This is a genomic window from Clostridium sp. MB05, from assembly GCF_046581255.1.
Taxonomy (GTDB): Bacteria; Bacillota; Clostridia; order Clostridiales; family Clostridiaceae; genus Clostridium.
This window is the reverse complement of sequence record NZ_CP174370.1, coordinates 915,338-940,405: the sequence shown is the minus strand read 5'-3', so window position 1 is coordinate 940,405 and position 25,068 is coordinate 915,338. Positions and strand designations below refer to the sequence as shown.

The following is a 25,068-nucleotide window of genomic DNA, read 5'->3' as shown; positions in this document are numbered from 1 at the left end:
AACAGAAGGAAATAATATTTATTACTATAAACTGCTAGTTCTAAACAGGAGGAAAAATGATATCAAAATCAACACAAGAGTTTCAAGATACAGTTTTAAATAAGATGACATTTTCAGCATATCCTATGGAAAACTACACTATATACAAAAATGAAAATAGACCTGATCTTGGTTATTTTATTAAATACAGTCGTGAAGGATATTATGATTTTGGAATTGGTGACTACACTATTGCTGAAGATTTTTCACTTTCTTTTGACCATCAAGATGAAATAATGCGCTTTGGAACTGTTTATACTGGAGTTACAAAATTTAAAATAGAAAATAACCCTATTTCTTCATTTACTCCCTCTTCCTTTTTTGTTGTAGAAAAGAACTTAAAAGGGACACAGGTTTGGAAAAAGAGACAGCACTTTCATGGAGCAGAAATAACAATTTATAAGAAGTATTTTGATGAAATTATTAAGCCAAACTTTTCTAATATTGTTGATTTTAATAGTTTCATTTTTAATTATACTTATCATTATCTTCCCCTTGAAATTGCTACTATTATTCAGCAATTAAGAAACTTAGCTCAAGCTGATGCTTTAACCCCGCTATATTTAGAAAGTAAGATTTTAGAAGCAATTGCCTTAATATCAAAAGAAATTCATTCTTCACCTGAAAACACTTTTACTAATCAATTAAATTATGGCGATATTATGATTGGAAAAAATAGAAAAGTTACATTAACAGCCTCAGATGCTAATGCAATACAAAATGCCTATGAAATTTTGACAATGGAAGCTTGTAATCCTCCCACCATAAAAGCTTTAAGCAAGATGGTATATTTAAATGAACAAAAATTAAAGGCAGGATTTTCAGCAAAATATCATATGTCAATTAGTCAATATACAAACTCAATTCGTATGACAATTGCCGAGAACTTATTATCAACAACCGACTTAAGCATTGAAGAAATTTCTAAAATGATTGGTTATAATTATTGTGGAAACTTTGTAAAAATGTTTAAAAAAGTACATGGAAAAACACCTCTAGCTTTTAGAAAAATCAAAGAATGAAAAAGAGGGAATTAAAAGTATATCATTCAAGCTTTTAATTCCCTTTACATAATTCAATTTTTTCTTTATATTTTTAACTTAAAAACAAATTATTGCTTTATATATAACTTTTTAGTGTAAATTAATAACTCTTTTATATATTAAAAACTTTTACTTAAACTCATTAAATTCTTTTCTAGCATATTCATGATGTTCCATGCAAGCCACTAATGGCATATCGTATCCATCCTCTGTAAAGTTTATTTCCGTTAGGCTTGTCTGCTTTATAAATGGTGGATCCCATAAAGTATCTATATCTCTTTTTTCTAATTCACATAAATAAGATTTTAAAGTTATTGTATGGGTTACTACTAAAACAGTTTTACCTTTCTCTTTTTCTAAGATCTCATTTATGGCTTTAAAAGCCCTGTCTTTTACTTCATAGAAGTTTTCTCCATCTCCTGTTGGTACATATTTTGATGGAACATTCCAAAAGTTGTAGTAATTTTCTTCTCCCATACTTTTCATTTCTTCTTGGTTTAAGCCTTCCCAACTACCTATTTTAATTTCTTTTAATCCATCATGAGTTTTAAGAAGTATGTCTCTTTCACCTTTTACTATTTTAGCTGTATCATAAGCTCTTCCTATTGGACTTGAATATATTACATCTATATGTAAATCTTTCATCCTATCGCCAAGCCACTTTGCTTGTTTTCTTCCAAGATCAGTTAGTGGTGAATTTCCCCATCCTTGCATTATTCCTTTTTCATTCCATTCTGTTTCTCCATGTCTTGTTAAATATAATTTAGTCATATGCCCTCCGTAAATTCTTATAATTATTGATTTATATAAATAGTAAAATAATTCATTTTTATATTAATTTAAAAAAATCTGAAAATTATCAACAATTAATATTTAATTATTCACAGTTTCCAGTTGATAAGTTTTCTTTTAGTGTTGATAATTTGTTAATATTTCATTTTTATAGTTTATATTTTCTAAACTTTGTCCAATAAGCTCGTCTTACTATTATATATTAATATAATTTATAATTAAATAAAATCTCATTATAAAAAAGTGTATATATGTAAGTTTACTTATTCCACCCTTTCACTCCAAGTTAACGTAAACTTACATATATACACTTGAAAACTGAAGGAAGAAAAGTATAAAATAAATCTACTCTTAAGCATTGAGACACTAACAGCATTATATAATTACTTTTTTTAAATTTTACACTTTTCTAAACATAAAAAAGGAGCTACTTAAACGTTAGCCCCTTTTTAATTATTTTTTATTTCGCCATATCTAGATTTATTTCCTGAGAAATTCCTACAATTTGTAGTATTTTTTCTGCTCTTTCTTTTGTTGGTCCTGTTATTAATGTATAGTTAACATTTTCTGCTTCTAAAAAGCTTAGTATAGCCTTGTCCACAGCTTGTGCAACTTCTTCGTCTTGCCATCTTACACCATCTTTTGAATAACCAAATTCTCTTGGTACAAAGAATATATGGTCATACTTTGGTAAATCTCTTAAAGCTAACACATAAAGATCTTTTAATATTTCTATTTCTTTTGTTGTTCTTTTTTTATCACCAAGCATGAATCTAGCATATATGTATGGCACAAATGTAGCATAATCTGTAATAGCATAATCAAAATCATTTAAGCTTTCTTCTAAGTGAAGTTGTCCTAAATATATTCCATATTGTTCAGCTATATTTTCTATCATGCCTTTATCTCTTAAGTAATCCGTGCTATATTCTGTTGCTACACCTACATTTAAATCTTTTATTTTCATTTCTACATAAAGTTGTTGTATTAATGTAGTTTTTCCACATCTTGGCCCACCTAAAATGGCAATTCTCTTTGGCATTGCAAACCCTCCAAAAACTTCTATATGAAATTAAATTATTTTTCAAAACAGATTTTAATTATATCAATAATCTAAGTTAATTTCAATGTATATTGGAGGGAATCTTGATTTTGATTTAATTTTGCTAAGTTATATTAATTTATTAAACCTTCAGCTTGTAAAAATTCTTTTGCAACTGCTTTTGCATCCCTTTTATTTACATCTACTTCATAGTTTAACTTTCTCATTTTTTCGTCTGTTAATTTTCCATCTAATTCACCTAAAACTTCTCTAAGCTCTGGGAACTTTTCTAAAGTTTTTTCATTTATAATTGGAACTGCATAATATGGTGGGAAGAAGTTCTTATCATCCTCTAAAACAGTTAATTTAAATTGTTCTATTAATCCATCTGTTGTAAATGCATCAATAACTTGAGTTTCATTACTATTTAATGCTGTATATCTTAAACCACCATCTATAGGCTTAACGGTTTTAAAGCCCATATTATAAGCCTTGTTAATTCCTAATAACCCATCTTCTCTATTAGCAAATTCTATCGTAGGCCCTGCTACTAATTCACTTGATATCTTAGCTAAATCTGATACTGTCTTTAAGTTATATTTATCTGCAGTTTCTTTTGTAACTGCCATTGCATAAGTATTATTAAATCCCATTGGATTTAACACTTCAATTCCATAGTCTTCCTTAAATCTATCTTTCATTACGTTATAAACTTCATCTGTATTTGAATTAGGCTCTTTTATGTTTAGTATATTTACATAACCAGTACCTGTATATTCAACATACATATCTATTGACCCAGATTTTAACGCATTAAATGCAACTTGTGTTCCACCTAAGTTTAGTTTAGTTTCTACATCTATATCTGTCTTATTTTCAATTAATTCTTCTAACATATTTCCTAATATAAGCTGCTCTGTATAATTTTTAGATCCTATAGTTATCTTGTTATCACTTCTTGATAATATACTTGAAGCTAATGCTCCTCCTATAACAACAACAGCTACCACAGATGCTATAATTATATTTCCCTTTTTATTTTTATTAGAACCATTTCTTTTAACCTTCATAGTTCCATCTGATTTTTTTATACCATTTGGCATTGTTGCTTCTTCTATTTTTCCTGTTATCCAATCTATTATTAAAGCTAATATAGCTGCTGGAATTGCTCCAAATAGTATAAGGTTATTATCAACTGTTTGAATACCTGAGAATACTAGGTATCCAAGACCACCTGCCCCTACAAAGGCTGCTATTGTCATAAGTCCAACTGCTGTAACAGCTGCCATTCTTATACCTGCCATCATAACCGGCATTGCTAGAGGTATTTTTATAAGCTCAAGTGTTTGTCCACTAGTCATACCTAATCCCTTTGCAGCTTCCAACATATCTGGGTTTATATTTGTAACTCCTGTATAGGTATTTTTAATTATAGGTAACATTGAATACAATACTACCATAGTTATAGCTGGTGCTGATCCTATTCCTATAACTGGTATTAAGAAACCTAAAATAGCTAAACTTGGTATAGCTTGAGTTAAATTTGCAAATCCAATTACACCCTTAGCTAGCTTTTTATTCTTAGTTATAAATATACCTAGTGGTACACCAATTACAACTGCTATCAATACAGCTATAACTGTAAGTTGTATATGCTCTAGTAGAAGAGATAGGATTTCTGATTTTTTCGATATTAGTTGTTCCATAAAAGCATTCATTAATTATCTCCTCCCATCTCGATATATTGACTACTTAAAACTGATATTAAACTACTTCTAGTTACTAATCCTAGTAATCTACCAACTTCATCACAAACCGGCAAGTATCCTTTCTTTAAATTATTAAATACTTCTAGTAATTCTGGTAGACTCTTATCTCCTGAAACCCACTTAGGTTCTTTATTCATAACTTCTTCAACTAATTTATTTTTCTCTGATATTTTTTGAATATCTTCTAATGTAATATATCCTAATAAGGTTCCTAATTTATTTATTACAAGTAGACTATCTACTTTCTTTTCTCTCATTATTTCTCTTGCTTGTAGCAAGTTTCTCTTCGGACTAACTGTTACTGGTTTTGATATCATAACATCTTCTGCTTTTATCATTTCAGGCTTAGTCCAAATTTTATTTTTACCAACAAATTCTTCAACATATTCTCCTGCTGGATTTTTTAATATATTTTCTGGAGTATCATATTGAAGTATTTTACCGCCCTTTAATATACATATTTTATCTGCTAAATTTATAGCTTCATCCATATCATGAGTTACGAAAACTATAGTCTTTCTATATTCTTTTTGAATATTGAAAAGTTCTTCTTGAAGCTCTGTTCTTGTTATTGGATCTAGAGCACTAAAAGGCTCGTCCATAAGTATTATCTCAGCATCTGCTGCAAAAGCTCTTGCAACTCCAACTCTTTGTTGCTGACCTCCGCTTAGTTCTACTGGATATCGTTCGCTATATTTTTCTGGCTCTAGTCCAACCATATTTAATAGCTCAACTGTCTTTTCATCAATTTCCTCTTGGCTCTTCCCCATAAGCTTAGGTATTATTTCTATATTTTCTTTTACTGTCATATGTGGAAATAAACCTGTTTGCTGAATTACATAACCAATACTTCTTCTTAGCTTTATAGGATCCATATCTTTTATATTTTTCCCATTAACTAATATTTCTCCAGATGTAGATTCTATTAATCTGTTTATCATTTTTAATAAGGTTGTTTTACCACAACCACTTGAACCTATTAATACAACTAAATTTCCGTCTTCTATATTTAAATTAAAATCTTCTAATATAATGTTATTTTTATAGCTTTTTTTAACATTTCTAAACTCTATCATAAATTACCTCCCTTTCTCAGTAACAACTCAATACTATCACTAAGTTGTCAGTTTGTCAAATTACAACCCTGAAATTTTACATTTACTGTATTTTTTTTAACATTAAATTATTAAAAATTTAGATTTTCCTTTAAGCCAGTGTTGTAATTGACCTAAATAATAAAGGACAAGTCTACACTTGTCCTTTATTATTTATTAGTTATATCTTTTTCTGCATCGTCATTATTATTATTTTTAGAATCATATATAGATCCAAGTGTTAGTCCAACACCAGTTCCAATGATTATTCCCCAAAGAAGCTCATTAAATATGATCCCTAATGCTATACCTAATCCACTACCAAATACGATTCCTAAGCTTACTCCTGAATTTTTTCTTTCATTATTACCCATAAATTTCCCCCAATTATGCTTTTAATAATATATTATAACTATTTGTTAGTTTATATAGTATTATTATATCTATAATTTGGATAAATAACCCATAAATGCCAAGTAAATTATTATATTCATACAAATATTGTTTGTATATGCTTAAAATCACTTATTTTAGTGTAACTATATAGGCTTATTACTATCTTCAGCTAGCTTTATTTCATTATTTATTATTAACTTTTAATTACTATCCTTTAATTTTACTCATTTTCTACAATATAATTCACTATATCTTCACATAATTTATGTGTAATTATAGAATCACTAATTGATGGATTTGGAGCTGTATCTTCTTTTATAGAGTTTATAAAATGATCTATTATATCTTCAAAACCTCTTTTATATAGTGTTGAATCCCATCCACCAAAACTAGTTTTTGTTTTGCCTTTGTTATTAACTTCCAATGTATCAACTAAATCCTCAATAATGTATTTATTTCCCTTAACCATGTATTCTATATTTTCTTCAGTAATACCTGCTGTTCTATTCATTACTCCAATTGTAGTTACCTTATTTCCCTTTAAAGTAACTACTACATTATTGAGATTATTTCCATCCTTTGAATAATTAATATCAACCGCTGTAGCTTCCTCCCCCATTAAAAACCTTAATGTATCCACAACATGAATAAAGTCTTCCACAACAAATCTTCTAATATCACCAGGTGGGTATTCTCTATTTTTTTGCATTATAATTATATCTGCTTTTCCTCTACCCTTAAGCTCTCTAACCCTTGGACAAAATCTTCTATTAAATCCAACCATAGCAATCACATTATTTTCTATAGCTAATTTTTCAATTTCTTTGCTCTCTTCAAAGTTAAAACTAAGTGGCTTGTCTATATATACATTAACACCTTTTTCTATTAACTTTTTAGATATTTCAAAATGACCATCTGCATGTGTGGAAACTATTGCTCCATCTATTTCTTCCTTAAGCAAATCATCTATGTTATTATATGCTCTATCTATTTTATATTTATTTGATACTTCTTCTAATACGTCTTTATTTCTAGTACAGATTAAAAGCTCTACTCCTTCTTTAACAGCTAAAATAGGTAAATAAGCCTTTTTAGCTATTGAGCCTAAGCCAATTATAGCAATTTTCATAATATCACTCCTATAATTAATATATATTAATCTTATTTTATCACTTTTAGATTATAGTTGTTATATTAATCCTAACTTTTTAAGCCCTTTAGTTATTCCTTCATTTTCTACATCCTCAGTGAAATCATAAGCATGTTCTTCTAGTAACTCATGATATCCTCCCATAGCTATCCCATGCTTTACAGCTTGAAACATTTCTATGTCATTTTCTCCATCTCCAAAAGCATATGTATTTTCCATGTTTATTTGTAGTCTATCAGCTAATTCAGTAACTCCATATCCTTTAGTGTATTCACTTTTATATATTTCGAATGAAATTCCATATGGATGTTTCATAAATGCAAATTCTTCGCTATACTTTTCTACTGTTTTATTATAGTCATCTTCTGTATTAATAATTGCTATTATTTTATTACACTCTATATCATTTATATCCCATTTATCTGTTAAAACATCCTGTCCAATATTTGCTCCCTTTAATAAGTCATTTAGTTTTTCATTATTACTTGAGGAAAGATAATTTAATTCTTGTCCCTCTAGAATATAATCCATATTATTTTCATTTAAGTACTCTACAATTTCAACTAGCTTTTCTTTATTAATTGGATAGCTAAAAATTATTTTATCATCTATATCTGCATATGATCCATTAGATGTTATATATCCATCTAGCCCTAATGACAATAATCCTTCATCTAAGCAGCTTTTAGATCTACCAGTTGCTAACATTGTTAAATAACCATTTTCTTTTAATTTTTTAATAGACTCCCTAGTTTTCTCTGTTGGTTTTGTAATCCCTTTAAAGCAATCTATTAGTGTTCCATCTACATCAAAAAATACTATTCCTTTATTGCTCATTGTGCTTCTCCCCTATTCTATTAAATATTCACTTTATATTATTACAGTATAATAGTAATATGTAAAATTCAATAAAAAAGTGGACATATGTAAATTTGCTTATTCCGTCGCTTCGTTCCAAGTCAACGCAAACTTACATATGTCCACTTGAAAACTGAAGGAAGGAAATTATAAAAAAATGAATATATGTAAGTAGTTACTGCGTTGATTAATCCAGTACCTACAACTAATTTAAGTTCATATTCATGTTGCCAAACTTCATAGGGCCAGTCCCTCCATCTTTCTTGATAAAATCTATTCATTTTTTTATTTCTTGTTCCTCATTATATATGTATATATTTCTACTGTTAATAGTGTTTTTGCTTTATTATTTGGCTATCTTCTACTTTATGTTTTAAAACAAAATCAAATAAGAGAAGAAAACTACCAAAATATAACAAAGCAACTTAGTAATACACTTCCTGAAATTGGAGTTCATATACAATTTGTTAAGTCTAAAACAGAAATTTTTAACTATATAAATACGGGGAAAATTTCAAGTGTTGGTAAAAGAATGTATCCAATAAGCGACTTCACTTTATTTGGTCATGGTGAAGTAGGAAAATTATTATTTGGTTCTAATTACAATATTGAAATAGCTGATTTGAGCCAAATTAATAGCTCTGCATTCCAAAATACACATAGTATTTTCTATTCTTGTAATACAGCTACTGGTGGAAATAATAGTTTCGCATATGCATGGAAGCTTAAAACTAATGGAGTAACAGAAGCTGTTGTATACAGAACAGAATATGCTTTCACAACTTACACAGAAAATGCTTCTATAGTTGAAAAAGCTGCAGTAAGAGCTTTAAGAGCTCAAACTGGGTACATCCCGGCTGGATCTTCTAGATATCCAATTCCAGCTAAAGAAGATAATGCATACTGGGTTACTTTTTAATTTTTAAACTGGCTAATATTAAAAAAATAATTATAATAATTATAATAGGATATATCTTTAATTCATAAAAAATCATACTATCATATAGTGTTACGTATTGGTTCTTAGGATACCATTCTTTAATATCAAAACTAACCTCATTAAATCTTGAATAACCTTCTTTAAATTCTCCATAAACAACAAATTCCCTATATGAAGGAATTCCCTGCCTAAATGTTGATATACTTTCATATGGAGTATTTCCAATTAAATTTACAGTATCTCTTGAAATAGTTTTGTCAGGTAAAGTGTCTAGAAATCTATCTAAATGTTCTTGGCCACCAATAACTTTAGGCCCACCACTCCACTCATGACATTGGATCTCTAATCTTATCAAATTATCATATTCATATCTATCTCTTTCTGGCATTTTATATGGTAAACAAGGAATTACAATTAAAATAATTAAAATAAAAATTAATAATAACTTTAATCTATATAATTTCATAAATACCCCCCAATTTTTATTTAATATTATATTACATTTAAATTTATTTTTTAAAAGTTGTATTCTAACATCCAACCTCTAACTTATAAAAAGAAGCTACTACTATTGGAAATATATTTACACTATCTAGTTTTGTCGATATGATTCCTAATACAGGATATGGAGCTGGATTATCAAGAATGCCTTGTAATTATTATACTAATTACAGTAAAGTAGAAGCTTATTTTTCAAATGCAAGTCTTATTACTTATAATCTCGAAAATTTTAGAATCTATTTTAATTTTGATGTCAAAATAATTAAAGAGCTTGATAAAATTCCTTATTATATATATATGATTGCTGATAGTTGTGAATTAATAATTTATAAAACATAAACATTCTAATTTCGTTAAAAGTATCTTTAATGAATAACAAAAGCCAATGCTCAATGATCATTGGCTTTAAAATTACGTTAAGTTCAACTTTAGCGAATTTAGATTTAATAAAAATAATAGTTTACTATTTTATAAGAAAAACTCTTTATATATATTGAAAGGAGTGATTTTATGAATAGTTAACTATTTAATTTTTTAACTACTCAAGGTGTTTTCGCTCTATTATTTGGCTATCTTCTACTTTATGTTTTAAAACAAAATCAAATAAGAGAAGAAAATTACCAAAATATAATAAAGCAGCTTAGTAATACACGTCCCGAAATTCAGAGTGATTTTAAAAAATAATAGAAATAAAAAAACTTCATGATTATGTTGACAATCCTAATAAAAAGAAGATAACATCGCTTATTGCAAGAAAAAAGTACTCAGCAACAGATTTAGAAAAATTCAAAGACTCTGCTAAAAGATTGGGAGTTAACATTGAATTTTTTAGCACTACAGATGAGTTTACAAACTATTTAAATACTGGTAGGAATAATGTGAAAATAACATCTCTTATATTTTATTCACACGGCTATCCTGGATGGGTTGCACTCGGAGCAGACAGTTCTGCTAGTTGTGAATTAGCATTAAAACCTTCTGATATAGTTAAAATAAATAAAAATTCATTCCAGTCTGTAGTTACAGAGTTTTATTCATGTAATACAGGCGTACCATCTACTCCTATGAATACTATAAGTTTTGCTGAGCAGTGGCAAAATCATATTGGTGGATACACTAAAGCCGCCATGTGCAAAACTGACTATACAGTAATATTTGGATTTGGAAAGGAACAACAAGATGAACATATAGCTAAACGTTCTTATAAAGGTTACGTTGAAGAAGGTGCTAGATTTTATCCAGAATTAGACCTTGATGCACCTTCTTCAGATCGTAAATGGCTGTATTTACCTTAATAATTATTTATACGTAACATAAACTATAAAACACTATTCAACTTCCTATAGGCTTAGGGAGTTGAATTTACTTAAGTCAATTAAGTTTATTTTTAATAATATTAATAAACTTAATTGACACTCTATGCAGAATACTTAAAGTAATAAAATATGATAACATTATTAAAAAACTATACTGTGTTAAGCTTTTTAATACAATCCAATTTATTAAATAATAACTAAAGGGGTTCGTAAGTATAGACATAAAAGGATTTCTTGATTTAACATTAAAACCAAAAATTCTTGAATTCATAAATATTATAATACACATAATTAGTAGAATTATTAAATATATATTTACAGCATTATTTTCTACTTTAAATAATATAATTAATATCAAAAACATAATGGAAGAAATCATCAAATGTTTCCCTATATAAGTAGAATATTGTGATCCACCAATATACATATCACCAGTATGATCAATTCTAGATATTATCACTGTAGAAACAAACATAGTTATATATATAGCTACAATTTTTAGGAAATTTTTGACACTATTACCTCTTAACATAAAATTATCACTCCCCATAAGCTTTTATTTCTATTTTCTAATTTTTTAATGCTAATATTTAAATTATTTCAAGTTAAATTATACCATATTATTGAAAATGTCTTTAATTAATTTCGCTAAAAGGAATTTTCACGAAGAAATAAAAAAGTACGATTTTAAGCCATTTGCAAGGTATGATATAATACAAAAATTGTAGTTAACTGTTTAGTGTGCCTAAACAAAAATAAAAAAAGCTATTATTTCGCATTGATAGATGCGAAATAATAGCTTTTTTATATTTATTCTTATATTCTACTCTTTCAACTCTTCGCTCATTGGTGGAAGTTCACCACTCTTTATATTTATTAACCCATAATAGCTACATTTATAGGTAAAATTCAAGGACTATTTTGTCGGAAGGGTGCATCATTACGAGCAACTAGATTTTTATAATCCACCGTTTCAAATTACCATTAAGAACTGGCACTGTTTGAGCCTATGCGAGTTGTGCCATGTTTAGATGATTCGAATAAGGTGAATTATAAAAAATCTTTGCCAATAATTCAAAACTTTAATATTCTCTCTTCTTCTGCCTTTAACTTATACTCATCATGTACCTCTGCTCCCCAGCTATCATCTCCTCCAACCCCTGATTGTTTTAGGAATATCTTTAAAACTGTATGATATATTGGTGGTAGCTCATAGGCATGGTATGCATTTTCTAGTTCATGTGGAGTATATGGTAATACACTCATTTCTATATTATCTCCAGTTATTTTTATTCCTTCATTGTTATTATCAATTATCTCTGCCCATCTAACTCATGTTCTGTTTCCACACTCTTGCGGATTTACATATCACTTCTTAATGCATGGGAATCAGATGTTATTATTTTTATGTATTTGCTATATGTTTCATTATCATAATATTTGTTATTTACAAAATAATAAATAATTAAAGCTAAACCTATAATTACAAATGGTAAACTAAATGTTATTTTTCCTAGTATTTCATTAGTAATAACAATGTATATTAAAATAAATATTCCTAAGTATAAAGTAAATTTATTATTTTTATTAAACATATTCCCTCCCTATTTATTTATATTAAAAACATTATATAAATCTATTAATAAACTTTAAAACATTATATACTATTGTTTCCTAAATATTCTATATTTATTATATACCACAAGTTCTTACTTATAAATTTATCATATAATCCTTATATTGAAACCTATATAATACAATACTATCTATAATAAAAAAATAGTAGATAGATTAGCTCTCACCATTCTATCTACTATCTAAAATTTACTTAATGTGTTAAATTTCCATCTACTATTACTATAAATAAGTTCTATTTCTTATTTATCACAAAACCAAATTGTTTCAGCGCTCCATTAATAGTATTGTTTTCATATAATGTTTTAAAGTTATTATTATAAGTATAAACATCTTCACCATAATTTATTATAACCTCTACCTCTTTACTTCCTAATTGTCTAGTAAAAGATAAAACATTGTTATTAAATGATATTTCTTTATATATGCCATACATTAAAACTTCATTATTATATCTTAATTTTATTAAATCTTTATACAACTTTAATATACTATTATTATCTTGTAAACACTTTTCAACATTAGTATCGTCTAGTTTGTCTTCTATGTTTATCCATGGCTCAACACTGCTAAAGCCATAGTATTTTGAGTTATTCCATTGCATTGGGCTTCTTGATTTATCCCTTGAACTTTTATTTGCACTAATTAATGCTTCACTTTCAGTTTTACCTTTTTCTAGCTCAAGCTTATATTTAGTAATACCTTGTATATCATTCATCTTTTTAATATCAAAACATAATAAATCTTTCATACCTATTTCTTCACCAAAATACATAAATGGAACACCATATGAAGTTAAAAGTAAAGCTGCCATTGCTTTTTCTATTCCATTTAAATCTCCTTTTGGATTAAACCTTGATATGCTTCTACCCATATCATGACTATTAAAGAATATTGTAGGTATTTGATTTTCCTCATACACTTCATCCATAGATTTAATTTCTTTATATATTTTTTCTGAAGAAAACTCTTCCATACTTCCTAAGTTAAAATTAAATACTACATCTAATAAATCTTTCCCTAAGTAATTCTTTAACTCATTTATGTCTTCTGAACCAACTTCTCCAACTAAAAAAGCATCTTCCTTAATTGCTTTTATATCAGATACTAGTCTGCTAATTATATCTAATACACCATCTTGATCCTTGTCAAACTTATGTATTTGTTCTCCTTTTTCATCAAAAGGATTGTCTTTGCTTAAATCATTTTGAACTGTTAAGAAGTTTATTACATCAAATCTAAATCCATCAACACCAAAGTCTAACCAATATTTTAATACATCTTTCATTGCATCATATACCTTAGGATTAGACCAGTTTAGATCTACTTGTTCCTTTGCAAAAGCATGATAATAATATTCCTTAGTTTCTTTGTCAAACTCCCAAGCATCTCCCCCAAAGAAAGACTCCCAATTGTTTGGAACTTCTTTTTTCCATATATAAAAATCTCTTTTATCATTATCTTTAGAACTTCTTGATTCTATAAACCATGGATGCATACTTGATGTATGATTTAAAACTATATCAACTATTACTTTTATCCCTAAGTTATGTGCTTTATTAATAAAGCTTTTAAAGTCTTCTAAAGTACCATAATCTTTATCTACATTATAATAATCTGAAATATCGTATCCATTATCTACTCTAGGGGATGGATAAAATGGTGTTAACCATATTCCCTTTACTCCTAAATCTGATAAATAATCAAGTTTAGATGTAATTCCTTTAAAATCACCAATACCATCATTGTTTCCGTCCATAAAGCTAGACATATATATCTCATAAAATACGCTTTCTTTCCACCATATTTTATTCATTTAAATACCTCCTACTTAAATGGATTATCTATTTCTATAAATTGAGCTTCTGCATCACTAATTCCTGAATATAATCTTGCCTTATTACCTTCTATTATTAAACCACCACTAAATACAACATCTTCTAGGTCTGGTCTTTTAGCTTCTCCTGGTTTAAAATCTTTTCTTATTGCTATAAGCTTTTGTTCTGATACTTTTAAAGTATTAATATCTAATTTGAAAGTCATTGGATAATAATGTCTATTTCCATCATTATCAAAGCATGCTATATGACCTAATATTCCTAATGTTGATGAATCCAAGGGCCTTGCTTCATTAGCTCCTCCCCATTCTTCATCTATAAATAATCCATTTAATAATGGAGATTCATTAACTACTTCTATAGTTAATTCATTTAAAGAATTTATTATAGTAAATCCAATTTTACCTCTACCACCTTTTTCACCTTGTGGTCTTGTTAAAACTGCTATTTTTCCATCTAATAATTGTGCTAATCTTAAATCCTTCATTCCATCAGGGCCAACAAAAAATCTTTCTAATGATTGTATATTCTTTCCTTTATAGAATATAGTTCTCCATTTTAATGTATCTTCTTTTTCCGGGTCAGGGAATATTTCTACCCCTCCAACTATTAACTCATCATTAATTCTAGTATAAAAAGGATCTTGTAATTCTAACACTGGATATCCTTTAGCTGGACTCCAACCTTCACTTATATTTTCAAAGAAATATACTTTTGAATGTTCACTATCTCTAGCTTCTACTCTACCTGCTATTATAGTTTTATCATCATTTTTAAAAGGAGCAGTTATATTATATACATCATTATCCCCTACATTTACAAACTTAATTTTTTCTACATTGTACACTGATGGTTTTGCCTCTAAATATTCCTTTAATAATCCATTACAAGTTTTTATCATGTTCTTTTACCCCACCTTCTTATAATTATCTTTTATGTGAATCTCTCTCAACTACTTCAACGCTCATTACAATATTTTCATTTGGTTCATTTTTATGTTCTAATCTCCAAAGCAATCTATTTACTGCTTTTCTACCCATATAATCCTTTTGAACCCTTACAGTTGTAACCTTTGGTATTACTAGTGAACTTAATACAATATCATCAAAACCTACAACTGCAATATCATCTGGAATTGAATATCCTAATTCCCTTAAAGCAGTAATTACAATTATCGCTGCATTATCATTTGAGCAAACAAATGCTTCTGGAATATTCTCCATTTCAGAAATAATTTTTTGTATTCCTTTTTCATCCTGATTAATTATATACTCCTCTAAATTATGAAGTACAGAATAATTATCTATATATTCTAAAGTTTCATCTTCTGAATTAATACAAACAAACTTCTTTATTGCTTCTTTATAACCAAAATATCTTTCTTTAATACTTAACGAGTATTCTAAATCACCAAAAAAACCTATATTCTTATAACCTTTATCTAAAAGCAGCTTTGTAACTTTAAAGCTACCAAGCTTATTATCTGATAAAATACTATCTGTACTTTCTAATAATGATGTATGGTCTACTAATACAACTGGAAGCTTATAATCTTTAAGTTTAACTAAATATTCATCTTCAATAGCTGCAACTACTATTATTCCACAAACCTTTTTACTTTCTATACAGCTTGGAATACTTTGCTCATTTTCATTAATCATACATGTTATAATATCATATCCCTTTTTTCTAGCCTCTTCATTTATTCCCATTAATATTTTTGAATAAAAAGTACTATCTTCAAAGTGAGATTTTTTTATAAGTGTACATATATTTCGACTTGCATAGGATTGTACAAATCTAGGAGATTTATCTAAATATCCTAATTCTTCTGCCATATCAAGAACTTGCTTTCTTGTTTCTTCGCTAACACCAATTTTATTATTTAATGCAAGGGATACAGCATTAATTGATATATTTAACTTGTTTGCTATTTCTTTCATTGTTACTTTCGCCATACTATATCTCCTAATATTAATTTAGGAAGCAACCAATAAAGACTGCCCCCAAAATATTTTCTATAATTTTAAATTAAACTATTTTATCCATTACTTTAAATATATCTTCTATTTTAATATCTGCTCTGCAAACTTTATCATCTGCTGCACCATAGTAAATTTTAACTATTCCATCTTCAAATAAGCATCCACATGTAAATACTACATTTCCAAAGAATCCTTCTATTTCATAATCTTCTTTTGGTTCTAATATTGCTCTATTTGTTTTAGCTAATATTTTACTTGGATCATCTTTATCTAATAAGAAAGCCCCTAAGCAATATCTATTATCTTTATCTGCTGCATGGTAAATTTTTACCCATCCTTTTTCAGTTAAGAAAGGAACTGCTCCTCCTCCAACTCTTCCATTTTCCCATGAATCATCATTTGACACTCCATAAAAATGCTTTTGTTTTCCCCAGTGAATTAAATCATGTGATTCTGCCATCCACATATCTGGCCCACCAATAGCACTTGGTACTGGTCTATTAAATGTTATATATTTACCATTAATTTTTTCTGGGAATATAGTTACATCCTTATTTTCTGGAGCAAATATAATTCCATGTCTTTCATAGCTTACAAAATCTTTAGTAGATACTAATGAAGTTGCTGCTCCATTTCTTGTAACTGAAGTATAGTTTATATAATAAGTATCATCAATTTGTGTTATTCTTGGGTCTTCTATTCCCCATTCTTCTTCTGAAGCAATTGGCTTTATAAAAGCTTCATCTGCTATTTCAAAGTTCTCTCCATCTTTAGATCTCGCAACTCTTATATGAGATAATGAAGTTAAGTAAGCTATCTTTCTTCCTCCCTTAACATCAGTTATCCATAATGATCTTGAATCTGAATAATCAAACTGTGTATCTACTTTTTTGTTAAAAGATACTATCTCAATAACATCCTCACCATTTTTATTAACTACCACAGGTATCTTAACTTCATTTTCACTTACTACTTTAACCGATTCTGCTACTCTACATAATAAAATATATTCATCATTATATTTACATACTCCACAGTTAAATACACCATCAACCTTAAAGTCTTCCCTACTTGCCTTAACGTCACTTGGCTTTATTAATGGATTTCTTAAACTTCTTTTTACGTCTATATTATTACTCATACTAGTCCTCCTCTTACTTTAACATAAAGTTTATTCCTTCTTTGAAATGCTTAGAGAAGCATAGGAACATAATTACTATTGGAATTGTTAATATAACTGATGCTGCATACATAGGTCCTGGCAAATTCCCCATTGGCTTAAATTGTGTTGATATTAACACGTTAAGTGTTTGCATATCTACCTTTGGTGAAATTAGCATATCCCACATAAGTTCTGACCATCTTGTCATAAATGTTGATAAAAATACTATTGTCGTTACTGATTTTGTTACTGGGAAAGCTATATGACAAAGTATTTTTAGTTCTGAAGCACCATCTATTCTTGCAGCTTCAAAAACAGCATTTGGTAATGATTTAAAATAATTTATATACATAAACACACCCCAAATAGATACTGACAAAGGTAATATCATACCCAAATATGTGTTTGTAAGTGGCTTTGAAATTATATATCTTGGTACCAGTAATATTATTACTGGGAAGAACATTTGAAATAATAATGAGTTCATTATTACTTTTTCTCCTTTAAAGTTCTTCATTTTAGATACTGAATAACCAACTAATAAACCAACTAATACTGAAATTATTGCAGTAGGTAATGATACTATAAATGAGTTTACTAATGATTTAATCCACATGCTAGCATTAGCTGCACCATTTCCGCCTAAAAGATATTCATAACTTTTTAATGTAAAGCCATCTGGCATCATAACCTTATCTACTTGATCCCAAGGTGCTAATGATTGTACTATCATATAAAAGTAAGGAAATAATGAAATTCCTAATATTATAATAGTAGCTACTATTACTAAAATAGTTTTTATATTTAACTTATTTTTCATTTTATTAACCTCCAATTTTATATTTGCGTAAGTACTTTTATTGACCGTATTTCTTATTGAATTTTTCCATTATAAATGTAATTATTTTTATTGTTACAAATACATGAACTGCACTAGCTATTGCAATAGCTGCACCATATCCTGATTGGAAGTTTGTAAATGAAGTATTGTAAATTTCTAATTGCCATGTAGTTGTTGCTAAATTTGGCCCTCCACCTGTTAATAAATAAGGTTCTGTAAAGATACCAAATGCAAGTCCTGCTGCTAATACAATAACTGTTGTTAATGTTGGTATAACCATTGGTAATGTTACACTTTTAAATTTTTTAAAACCAGTAGCTCCATCAATTTTACAAGCGTCATGAACATCATCTGGAATAGACTCTAATGCTGATAATATAAATAATGCATAATATCCTGACATTTTCCAAACTACTATTCCAACTATTATAATAAATGCCCATTTTGGATCTCTAAACCAATCAATATTAATTCCTTTGTCTCTCAAAGATACATTTAAAGCTGAATTAAAGCTAAAGAAATATCTTACTACAACTGATATTGCAACACCTGAAGTTAAATAAGGTATAAAAAATAAAACTGCTGTAATTCCCTTTATTTTCTCTGGTAACTTATGAACTAATAATGCAATTATCATCGCTGCAACAAATGTAAAAATAACTATAGGTATTAAATATTTAAATGAGTTTATAAAAGCAGCTTTAACTCTTGGATCACTGAATAAAGCTGTAAAATTATCAAACCCTACAAAATTCTTATTCTTTGACATTAAGTTCCAGTCTGTCATTGACAACCAAAATGCCCACACTAATGGTATTAAAAAGAAAATAACTGAATATGCAATATATGGCAAATTAAATAGCCATCCTAAAAACCCACCTTTATTTTTTAAGTTCTGTATTTTTTCCTTCATCTAGTGTCACTCCTTTATAAATAAAGCAAAGATAAAGTTTATTCATCTTTGCTTTACTTTAATAAACTATTCTAGTCCGCCAGCTTGTTTCATTGCGTCAAATGCTTGGTTAACAAATTGTGTAGCATCATTTGGTTTAATATTAGTTGATGTTAATGTAGTTTCTAAATATGCTGCTAAACTAGTTCCTAATGCTTCTTGTATTGGTGTCATCTTATCATGAGGCATACAAGGAATAGCATATGGTACATATTTTGCTAAGTCTTTTAATTCTGGATTTTCATTTAAGTATTTAGTGAAAGTTTCATTTGTAACTAAGTCACCTCTAACTGGTAACATTGTAGTAGCTTCTAACCATTCTAAATCTGTTTGCGCTGAATTTTCTTCATTATATAACCACTTAATAAACTCTACTGCGCCTTGATGCATTTCATCAGTAATATTACTATCTTTATATAAAACTAAACCTTTTGCATCTGCATAGTTATAAGTAGTATTACCTTGGTTTTTAACTATCATTGGACCATATTTATAATCTTCACCATATTTTTTTCCACCTTCTCTTAAAGATTGAATTTCCCATGGTGCTGCTATTGTACATAATACTGGTGGATTTTCTTCTGACCATACATTTGGAACTTCTGATGTTAATAATGTATCTCCTAATGATCCAAAGAATTCAAATGTTTCTTTTGTTAATTCCTTATCTAAAACTAATTTATTTCCTTCAACCCATGGCTTACCACCACTAAATGATAAATAAATATTTTGGAAATCAGACCATCTGTCCCACCATTGATCTGGTCTTATTAATGAATTTCTATAGAATACGTGACTTACACCAATTGAAGCCATCTTATCTTTATTTTCTCTGAATTTAGTTATTAAGCTTTCAAATTCTGCTTTAGTTTCTGGAGCTTTATCAACACCTAACTCCTTTAGTGCTTTAGTGTTCCATTGTAATACCATTGGGTTAACATACATTGGTATTACATATTGTTTTCCATCTATTTGCCAACCTGGCATTACTGTTTCAAGTGCTCTATTTTCAACTAAGTCTTTAAACCATTCTTCATTTTCTAGTGAGTATACAGCATCTGATGCTGCTAACGTAGTTGCAAATCCTCTATTTATGTTTTCTGATATAGCTGGAGTAGTATCAGTAGCTAATGCATTTTGAATCCCAGCTTCTGATGATGGTGTTTCTGGCATTTGTTGTACTTCTAATTTAACTTTCTTTCCATTTACCTCAGTATTGGTTGCATTAAATGCTTCTGCCTTCTTTGTCCAAAAATCATACTGAACTTTTTGTGGTGCTGTCCAAAAGTTTACTGTAATAGCATCTCCTGAAGATTTTGAACCTGAATTACCACCTGAACAACCTACTAATGATGTAGCCATAATAGTTGTTAATGTTAATGCAGAAATTATTTTAGTGATTTTGCTCATAAAAATTCCTCCCTAAAAATTTAATTATCATAAGTATCATAGATACACTATAAACTTGAATTTAACTTTAATTTTTTAATACAAGTATTTATATTTTAGCATTTTACTACTTGCTTCGACATATTTTTTATTTTGTAAACCTTTCAATTATCATTTTATAGTTGATTTGCTTGAATTTCAACGCGAATTAACTTTAATTTTTATGTTTTTTAAATTAATTTGTAAATTTTTCTGGTATAAATAGAAAAAGAGGATTCAACATCCTCTTTTTACCATATTTATTGTCCAAAATTTTTCTTTTCTATTTTGCTTAATATCATAATGACTAATGCAATTATTGTAAGTGCTAAATATGTTGCACCAAATATTCCAACACCTAATTTTTCATATAAATTTCCTGTTATTAAATTTAAAATACTAGGTAGCATTGTCCCTAATATAGCTCCTAATAACATAAAGGCTGAAAATTGATACCGAGGCTCTACTATTTCTCCAAAAAGTTTATTTTGTATTTGAAAAATAGCTCCAGCTACAAAACCATGTAAAATTGTTATTAATAAAACTACAATATAAGAATTTGTTATAGTCATTATGCTCCATCTAATAGACCATTAAACCTTACTTTAATAGCCTATTAATCTTAAATTCTATTAATCTAGTATCTATATTATATTTTTTGTTATATTTTCTATAAAATTATATTCATTATCCAAACTTACTCTATAAATTCGTTTTTCTCTGAATTTTTTAACTTAACCCTACAATTATATTTATAAATTGAATTCTGCATCAACTTTTTTGAATTTAAATTTATTCTTTATACTTGTAAATATCATTATAAATATAGCTATTAATGTAAGTACTAAATAACATCCTCCGAATATCCAAATCCCCATATTCTCATATAAACTCCCTGTAATTAAGTTTAATATACTAGGTAGTATTGTATTGGAAAAGGAACTTATTATTATAAATGCTAAGAAGTGCTGATTAGATGGAACAGTTTCTCCAATTAACTTATTTTGAATTTGTAGAACTATTCCTGTAACTATTCCATGAAGTATAGTTATTAATAATATAGTTGAATATGATTTAGCAAAAAGCATTATACCCCATCTTAAAATTAGTATTAATAATGATATTACTAATGCTGTATCAACTTTTTTTAAAATCCTTATTTTATCATAAATTAACAAAAATATAACTTCAAAAATAACCATTATAAAAGGAATTAATCCTATAATTTCTTTTGACGCATTTAAATCAATCATCATTATTTGAATTCCATATCCAGATGCTGCATTTTGAGTTCCCCAAATGATTGATATTATTATTAAATACTTAATATATAGTTTATTTTTTAATAAATTTGCTATAGATTTAATAAGATTACCCTTACTTAATTCATTCTCTTTATAATTTTCTATATCATCATTGGGTATGTCTGGAATTTTGTTTATTAGAATAATACTTATAAATATTAAAACCATCCCCACTGACATAGCTAAATATACATCACCTAATTTAATAGCTATAGAACTTACTATTCCAGCTAATCCATATCCTATAGTAGATCTAACTCTTAAATTTCCATATGAACCTTTATTAATCTTTGATATGTTCAATAGGTACTTATCATTTAATGTTCCACCAGGTTGCAGTAAAATTGATCTTAATAAATTTATAATAAAGAATATTCTAAAATTATCTGTAAATATCAATAGCATCATTGTTATGATATTTGATAAATTTACTAACTTACTAAACCATATAATTTTTTTATATTTATCTAATACACTACCCCATATAAAAAATATGGGAAATATTATCAATGGTGTTGTTCCTATAATTAAGCTTATTTCTTTAGCACTAAATCCTTTAGTAGAACTTAAAAATAGAACAAATAAGCTTCCAATTATATTTCCACCTAAAGACGATATAAGAAGATAATTAGAAAACCTTTTAGATACAGTCTCCACTATTCCTTCCCCCCTTTTTTCAAGAATTCTCCTCACGAAATAGCTTACTATCTATGAAGCTTTAATTAAACAAATATTTACTTTAAATAAAACCAATTAAATCTTGCATTCTTTATTCTCTTTTTTGCTCTATAGAGCTAACTTCAATAACTTATATGCTATAAATAATTTATCCACAGATTTTAAAAATATAATCTCTTATAGGGTAAAAAATGGCTGTGTTAGATATCTTCCTCTAACACAGCCTAAACAATAGAAATAAATATTTTCTCTTTTTCTAATATTATTTTTATCCATTCCCATTAAACTATTTATTCTATTAAGAATCCTGCACCTTTAAGTCCAGCATCATCTCCAATTTCTGCTACCCTTATATTTACTGCTTCCTTATTTATAACCTTTTCCTTAACTTTATTTATTATTATTGGGATAATTGATTGATTATATAAAACTACAGAACCTCCTAAAACTATAATTTCAGGGTCAACTACTGATATTATATTAGAAATTCCTTTAGATAAATTTTCACATAATTCTTCAATTAGCTTAATTGCTACTTCATTATTATTTTTATATAAATCAAAAACTTCTGGTGTTTCTATGTATCTTCCTAGTTTTTCACTTGCTTTTCTTGAAATATTAGGGCCACTACATTGACCTTCTAATCCTCCTTTAACCAATCCTGAATGACTATATTTATCTTCATTTATTATTAAGTTGCATATTTCTCCTGCAAAACTATTTGCACCATTTACTATTTTATTATTAATTATTAAAGCTCCACCTACACCTGTGGATACAGTAATGTAAAAAACGCTTTCAGCACCTTTTGCAGAACCTATCATTGCTTCTGCAAGACCAGCAACATTTGCATCGTTATTAATTTCAGTTTTTAATAATGTGTTTTTTTCAATATATTCTTTCACATTGAAATTATCCCAGCCTTTTAAATTTGGAGCCTTAAGTATTTTACCACTTTTAATATCTAAAGGACCTGGACTTCCAATTCCTATCCCACTTATACCTTTTTCTTTCCAATTAGCATTAATATGATTTATAATTTTATCTAAATTGTATTCAGGCCCCTTGTTCACTTCATTTTCTATTTTAAGTTTTTCTATAATATTTCTTTCTTCATCCATTAAGGCAGTTCTAATATTAGTTCCACCTATATCTATACCTATTATATATTTCATTTTTATAATCTCCATTCTATTATTTTATATAATTTAAACATTTACATTATAATTAATAACAAGCTTAAGCTTGTTATTAATTATATTATGAGGGATTTATTATATAACTGGATAACTTTTTAAAACTGTAACATTACCTTTTATTGAATATTCTCCTAAAGTAGCTGGAATTAAATAACTATCTCCCATTTTTATTTTTTCTGAGAAATCTTTTCCTTCTATTGTTCCTTCACCTTCTACGCAAGTGTACATATCAAATTTTTCAATATCGCTTAGATCCTTATATTCTGAAGTTACAGATATTTTCTCTATTCCAAAGTACTCATTTTTACATAATAAACTTTGACTATATCCTTCATGCTTTATTTCTTCTTTTTCACTAAGATTTTCACATTGAAGGTCAAAGTTTATAACGTCTAATGCTTTTTCAACATGTATTTCCCTTGGCCTTCCATAATCATATACTCTATATGTTACATCACTATTTTGTTGAATCTCTGCTATTATAACTCCTTCGCATATAGCATGAACTAATCCACTATTTATTAAAAAGCAATCGCCTTTTTTAACTTCTATCTTATTTAAATAACTTTCTACTTCATTATTTTTTATAGCTTCTTCAAATTGTTCTTTACTACACTCTTTAGTTCCCACTATTAAACAAGCACCTGGTTTAGCATCCATAACATACCAAGCTTCTGTCTTACCATAATCCCCTTCATACTTTGCTGCATATTCATCACCTGGGTGAACTTGTACTGAAAGTTTTTCTTTTGAGTTTATAAGCTTTATAAGTAATGGGAACTTTTCAAGAGTAATCTTTTCTCCAACAAGTGCATGCCCGTATTTCTTTATTAAATCATTAAATCTAGTTCCTTTTAATGAGCCATTTTCTACTACTCCTGTTCCATTTGGATGGCATGCTATATCCCAGCTTTCACCTATTTCTCCCTCTGGCATATTATTTCTAAAGGCTTCGAAATCTCTACCACCCCATATTTTTTCATAATATAAATTTTCAAATCTAATTGGATACATTAAATCACCGCCTTATTTTAATTCTTCTTAAAGATAACATATTCTTATATAATATAAAGTAATCTTTAAAACAATCTTATAGCTGGATTAAT

At 27.9% G+C, this 25,068-nt stretch carries 24 protein-coding genes and 2 pseudogenes; 5 read left to right on the top strand and 21 right to left on the bottom strand.

Annotation, left to right across the window (positions count from 1 at the left end; translation table 11 throughout):
• The first annotated feature begins 56 nt into the window (after positions 1-56).
• A complete protein-coding gene (locus tag ACH36K_RS04560) occupies positions 57-1,061 on the top strand; it encodes a helix-turn-helix domain-containing protein (protein WP_411169774.1) in 1,005 nt (334 codons plus the stop codon).
• A 150-nt stretch (positions 1,062-1,211) separates the two neighbouring features.
• Here the strand turns inward: ACH36K_RS04560 and ACH36K_RS04555 are convergent, their stop codons facing one another.
• From ACH36K_RS04555 to ACH36K_RS04525, 7 genes are all read right to left on the bottom strand, one after another.
• The gene (locus ACH36K_RS04555; protein WP_411169773.1) at positions 1,212-1,853 is read right to left on the bottom strand and encodes a histidine phosphatase family protein; all 642 of its coding nucleotides are present in this window, start codon (positions 1,851-1,853) and stop codon (positions 1,212-1,214) included.
• Positions 1,854-2,334: 481 nt separating this feature from the next.
• On the bottom strand, positions 2,335-2,916 hold the full coding sequence (locus ACH36K_RS04550) for an AAA family ATPase (RefSeq protein ID WP_411169772.1): 582 nt from the start codon (positions 2,914-2,916) through the stop codon (positions 2,335-2,337).
• Positions 2,917-3,050: 134 nt separating this feature from the next.
• On the bottom strand, positions 3,051-4,634 hold the full coding sequence (locus tag ACH36K_RS04545) for a glycine betaine ABC transporter substrate-binding protein (protein WP_411169771.1): 1,584 nt from the start codon (positions 4,632-4,634) through the stop codon (positions 3,051-3,053).
• On the bottom strand, positions 4,634-5,761 hold the full coding sequence (locus tag ACH36K_RS04540; protein ID WP_411169770.1) for an ABC transporter ATP-binding protein: 1,128 nt from the start codon (positions 5,759-5,761) through the stop codon (positions 4,634-4,636). Before ACH36K_RS04540 ends, ACH36K_RS04545 begins: the two co-directional genes overlap by 1 nt.
• A gap of 188 nt (positions 5,762-5,949) precedes the next feature.
• Positions 5,950-6,153, bottom strand: coding sequence for a hypothetical protein (locus tag ACH36K_RS04535; RefSeq protein WP_322397150.1), 204 nt, complete (start codon positions 6,151-6,153; stop codon positions 5,950-5,952).
• A gap of 242 nt (positions 6,154-6,395) precedes the next feature.
• Entirely contained in the window at positions 6,396-7,304 is a 909-nt protein-coding gene (locus tag ACH36K_RS04530) for a Gfo/Idh/MocA family protein (RefSeq protein WP_411169769.1), read from the bottom strand.
• 60 nt (positions 7,305-7,364) lie between these two features.
• Positions 7,365-8,162, bottom strand: coding sequence for a Cof-type HAD-IIB family hydrolase (locus ACH36K_RS04525; protein ID WP_411169768.1), 798 nt, complete (start codon positions 8,160-8,162; stop codon positions 7,365-7,367).
• Positions 8,163-8,475: 313 nt separating this feature from the next.
• Between ACH36K_RS04525 and ACH36K_RS04520 the strand changes: the two genes are divergently transcribed.
• On the top strand, positions 8,476-9,102 hold the full coding sequence (locus tag ACH36K_RS04520; protein ID WP_411169767.1) for a hypothetical protein: 627 nt from the start codon (positions 8,476-8,478) through the stop codon (positions 9,100-9,102).
• Here ACH36K_RS04520 and ACH36K_RS04515 read toward each other — a convergent pair.
• Positions 9,092-9,589, bottom strand: a complete 498-nt coding sequence (locus ACH36K_RS04515; protein WP_411169766.1) for a hypothetical protein — start codon at positions 9,587-9,589, stop codon at positions 9,092-9,094. The genes ACH36K_RS04520 and ACH36K_RS04515 overlap by 11 nt on opposite strands.
• A gap of 140 nt (positions 9,590-9,729) precedes the next feature.
• Between ACH36K_RS04515 and ACH36K_RS04510 the strand changes: the two genes are divergently transcribed.
• From ACH36K_RS04510 to ACH36K_RS04500, 3 genes and pseudogenes are all read left to right on the top strand, one after another.
• Positions 9,730-9,963, top strand: a complete 234-nt coding sequence (locus tag ACH36K_RS04510; RefSeq protein WP_411169765.1) for a hypothetical protein — start codon at positions 9,730-9,732, stop codon at positions 9,961-9,963.
• A gap of 201 nt (positions 9,964-10,164) precedes the next feature.
• A pseudogene (locus tag ACH36K_RS04505) lies at positions 10,165-10,308 on the top strand (BhlA/UviB family holin-like peptide); the annotation flags it as partial.
• A 122-nt stretch (positions 10,309-10,430) separates the two neighbouring features.
• Positions 10,431-10,919, top strand: coding sequence for a hypothetical protein (locus tag ACH36K_RS04500; protein WP_411169764.1), 489 nt, complete (start codon positions 10,431-10,433; stop codon positions 10,917-10,919).
• A gap of 1,095 nt (positions 10,920-12,014) precedes the next feature.
• Here ACH36K_RS04500 and ACH36K_RS04495 read toward each other — a convergent pair.
• The 13 genes and pseudogenes from ACH36K_RS04495 to ACH36K_RS04435 all read right to left on the bottom strand — a co-directional run.
• Positions 12,015-12,260: pseudogene (locus ACH36K_RS04495) on the bottom strand (hypothetical protein); the annotation flags it as partial.
• Positions 12,261-12,301: 41 nt separating this feature from the next.
• Positions 12,302-12,535, bottom strand: coding sequence for a hypothetical protein (locus tag ACH36K_RS04490; protein WP_411169763.1), 234 nt, complete (start codon positions 12,533-12,535; stop codon positions 12,302-12,304).
• Between the two features lie 275 nt (positions 12,536-12,810).
• Positions 12,811-14,391 (bottom strand): alpha-glucosidase, encoded by a 1,581-nt coding sequence (locus ACH36K_RS04485; protein WP_411169762.1) that lies wholly within the window; start codon positions 14,389-14,391, stop codon positions 12,811-12,813.
• 11 nt (positions 14,392-14,402) lie between these two features.
• Positions 14,403-15,314: a DUF1861 family protein gene (locus ACH36K_RS04480; RefSeq protein ID WP_411169761.1), complete on the bottom strand. Its 912-nt coding sequence runs from the start codon at positions 15,312-15,314 to the stop codon at positions 14,403-14,405.
• 25 nt (positions 15,315-15,339) lie between these two features.
• Positions 15,340-16,371, bottom strand: coding sequence for a LacI family DNA-binding transcriptional regulator (locus tag ACH36K_RS04475; protein ID WP_411169760.1), 1,032 nt, complete (start codon positions 16,369-16,371; stop codon positions 15,340-15,342).
• A 73-nt stretch (positions 16,372-16,444) separates the two neighbouring features.
• Positions 16,445-17,539 (bottom strand): glycoside hydrolase family 130 protein, encoded by a 1,095-nt coding sequence (locus tag ACH36K_RS04470; protein WP_411169759.1) that lies wholly within the window; start codon positions 17,537-17,539, stop codon positions 16,445-16,447.
• Between the two features lie 13 nt (positions 17,540-17,552).
• Positions 17,553-18,380, bottom strand: coding sequence for a carbohydrate ABC transporter permease (locus ACH36K_RS04465; protein WP_411169758.1), 828 nt, complete (start codon positions 18,378-18,380; stop codon positions 17,553-17,555).
• A gap of 37 nt (positions 18,381-18,417) precedes the next feature.
• Positions 18,418-19,314: a carbohydrate ABC transporter permease gene (locus ACH36K_RS04460; protein WP_411169757.1), complete on the bottom strand. Its 897-nt coding sequence runs from the start codon at positions 19,312-19,314 to the stop codon at positions 18,418-18,420.
• Between the two features lie 66 nt (positions 19,315-19,380).
• A complete protein-coding gene (locus tag ACH36K_RS04455; RefSeq protein ID WP_411169756.1) occupies positions 19,381-20,763 on the bottom strand; it encodes an ABC transporter substrate-binding protein in 1,383 nt (460 codons plus the stop codon).
• 278 nt (positions 20,764-21,041) lie between these two features.
• Complete coding sequence (locus ACH36K_RS04450; RefSeq protein ID WP_411169755.1) at positions 21,042-21,353, bottom strand: hypothetical protein; 312 nt, start codon at positions 21,351-21,353, stop codon at positions 21,042-21,044.
• A gap of 180 nt (positions 21,354-21,533) precedes the next feature.
• Positions 21,534-22,742 carry an MFS transporter gene (locus ACH36K_RS04445; protein ID WP_411169754.1) on the bottom strand — a complete coding sequence of 403 codons (1,209 nt, stop codon included), beginning with the start codon at positions 22,740-22,742 and terminating at the stop codon, positions 21,534-21,536.
• A 311-nt stretch (positions 22,743-23,053) separates the two neighbouring features.
• Entirely contained in the window at positions 23,054-23,938 is an 885-nt protein-coding gene (locus ACH36K_RS04440) for an ROK family protein (protein WP_411169753.1), read from the bottom strand.
• A 99-nt stretch (positions 23,939-24,037) separates the two neighbouring features.
• Complete coding sequence (locus ACH36K_RS04435; protein WP_411169752.1) at positions 24,038-24,976, bottom strand: type I phosphomannose isomerase catalytic subunit; 939 nt, start codon at positions 24,974-24,976, stop codon at positions 24,038-24,040.
• Positions 24,977-25,068: the final 92 nt, after the last annotated feature.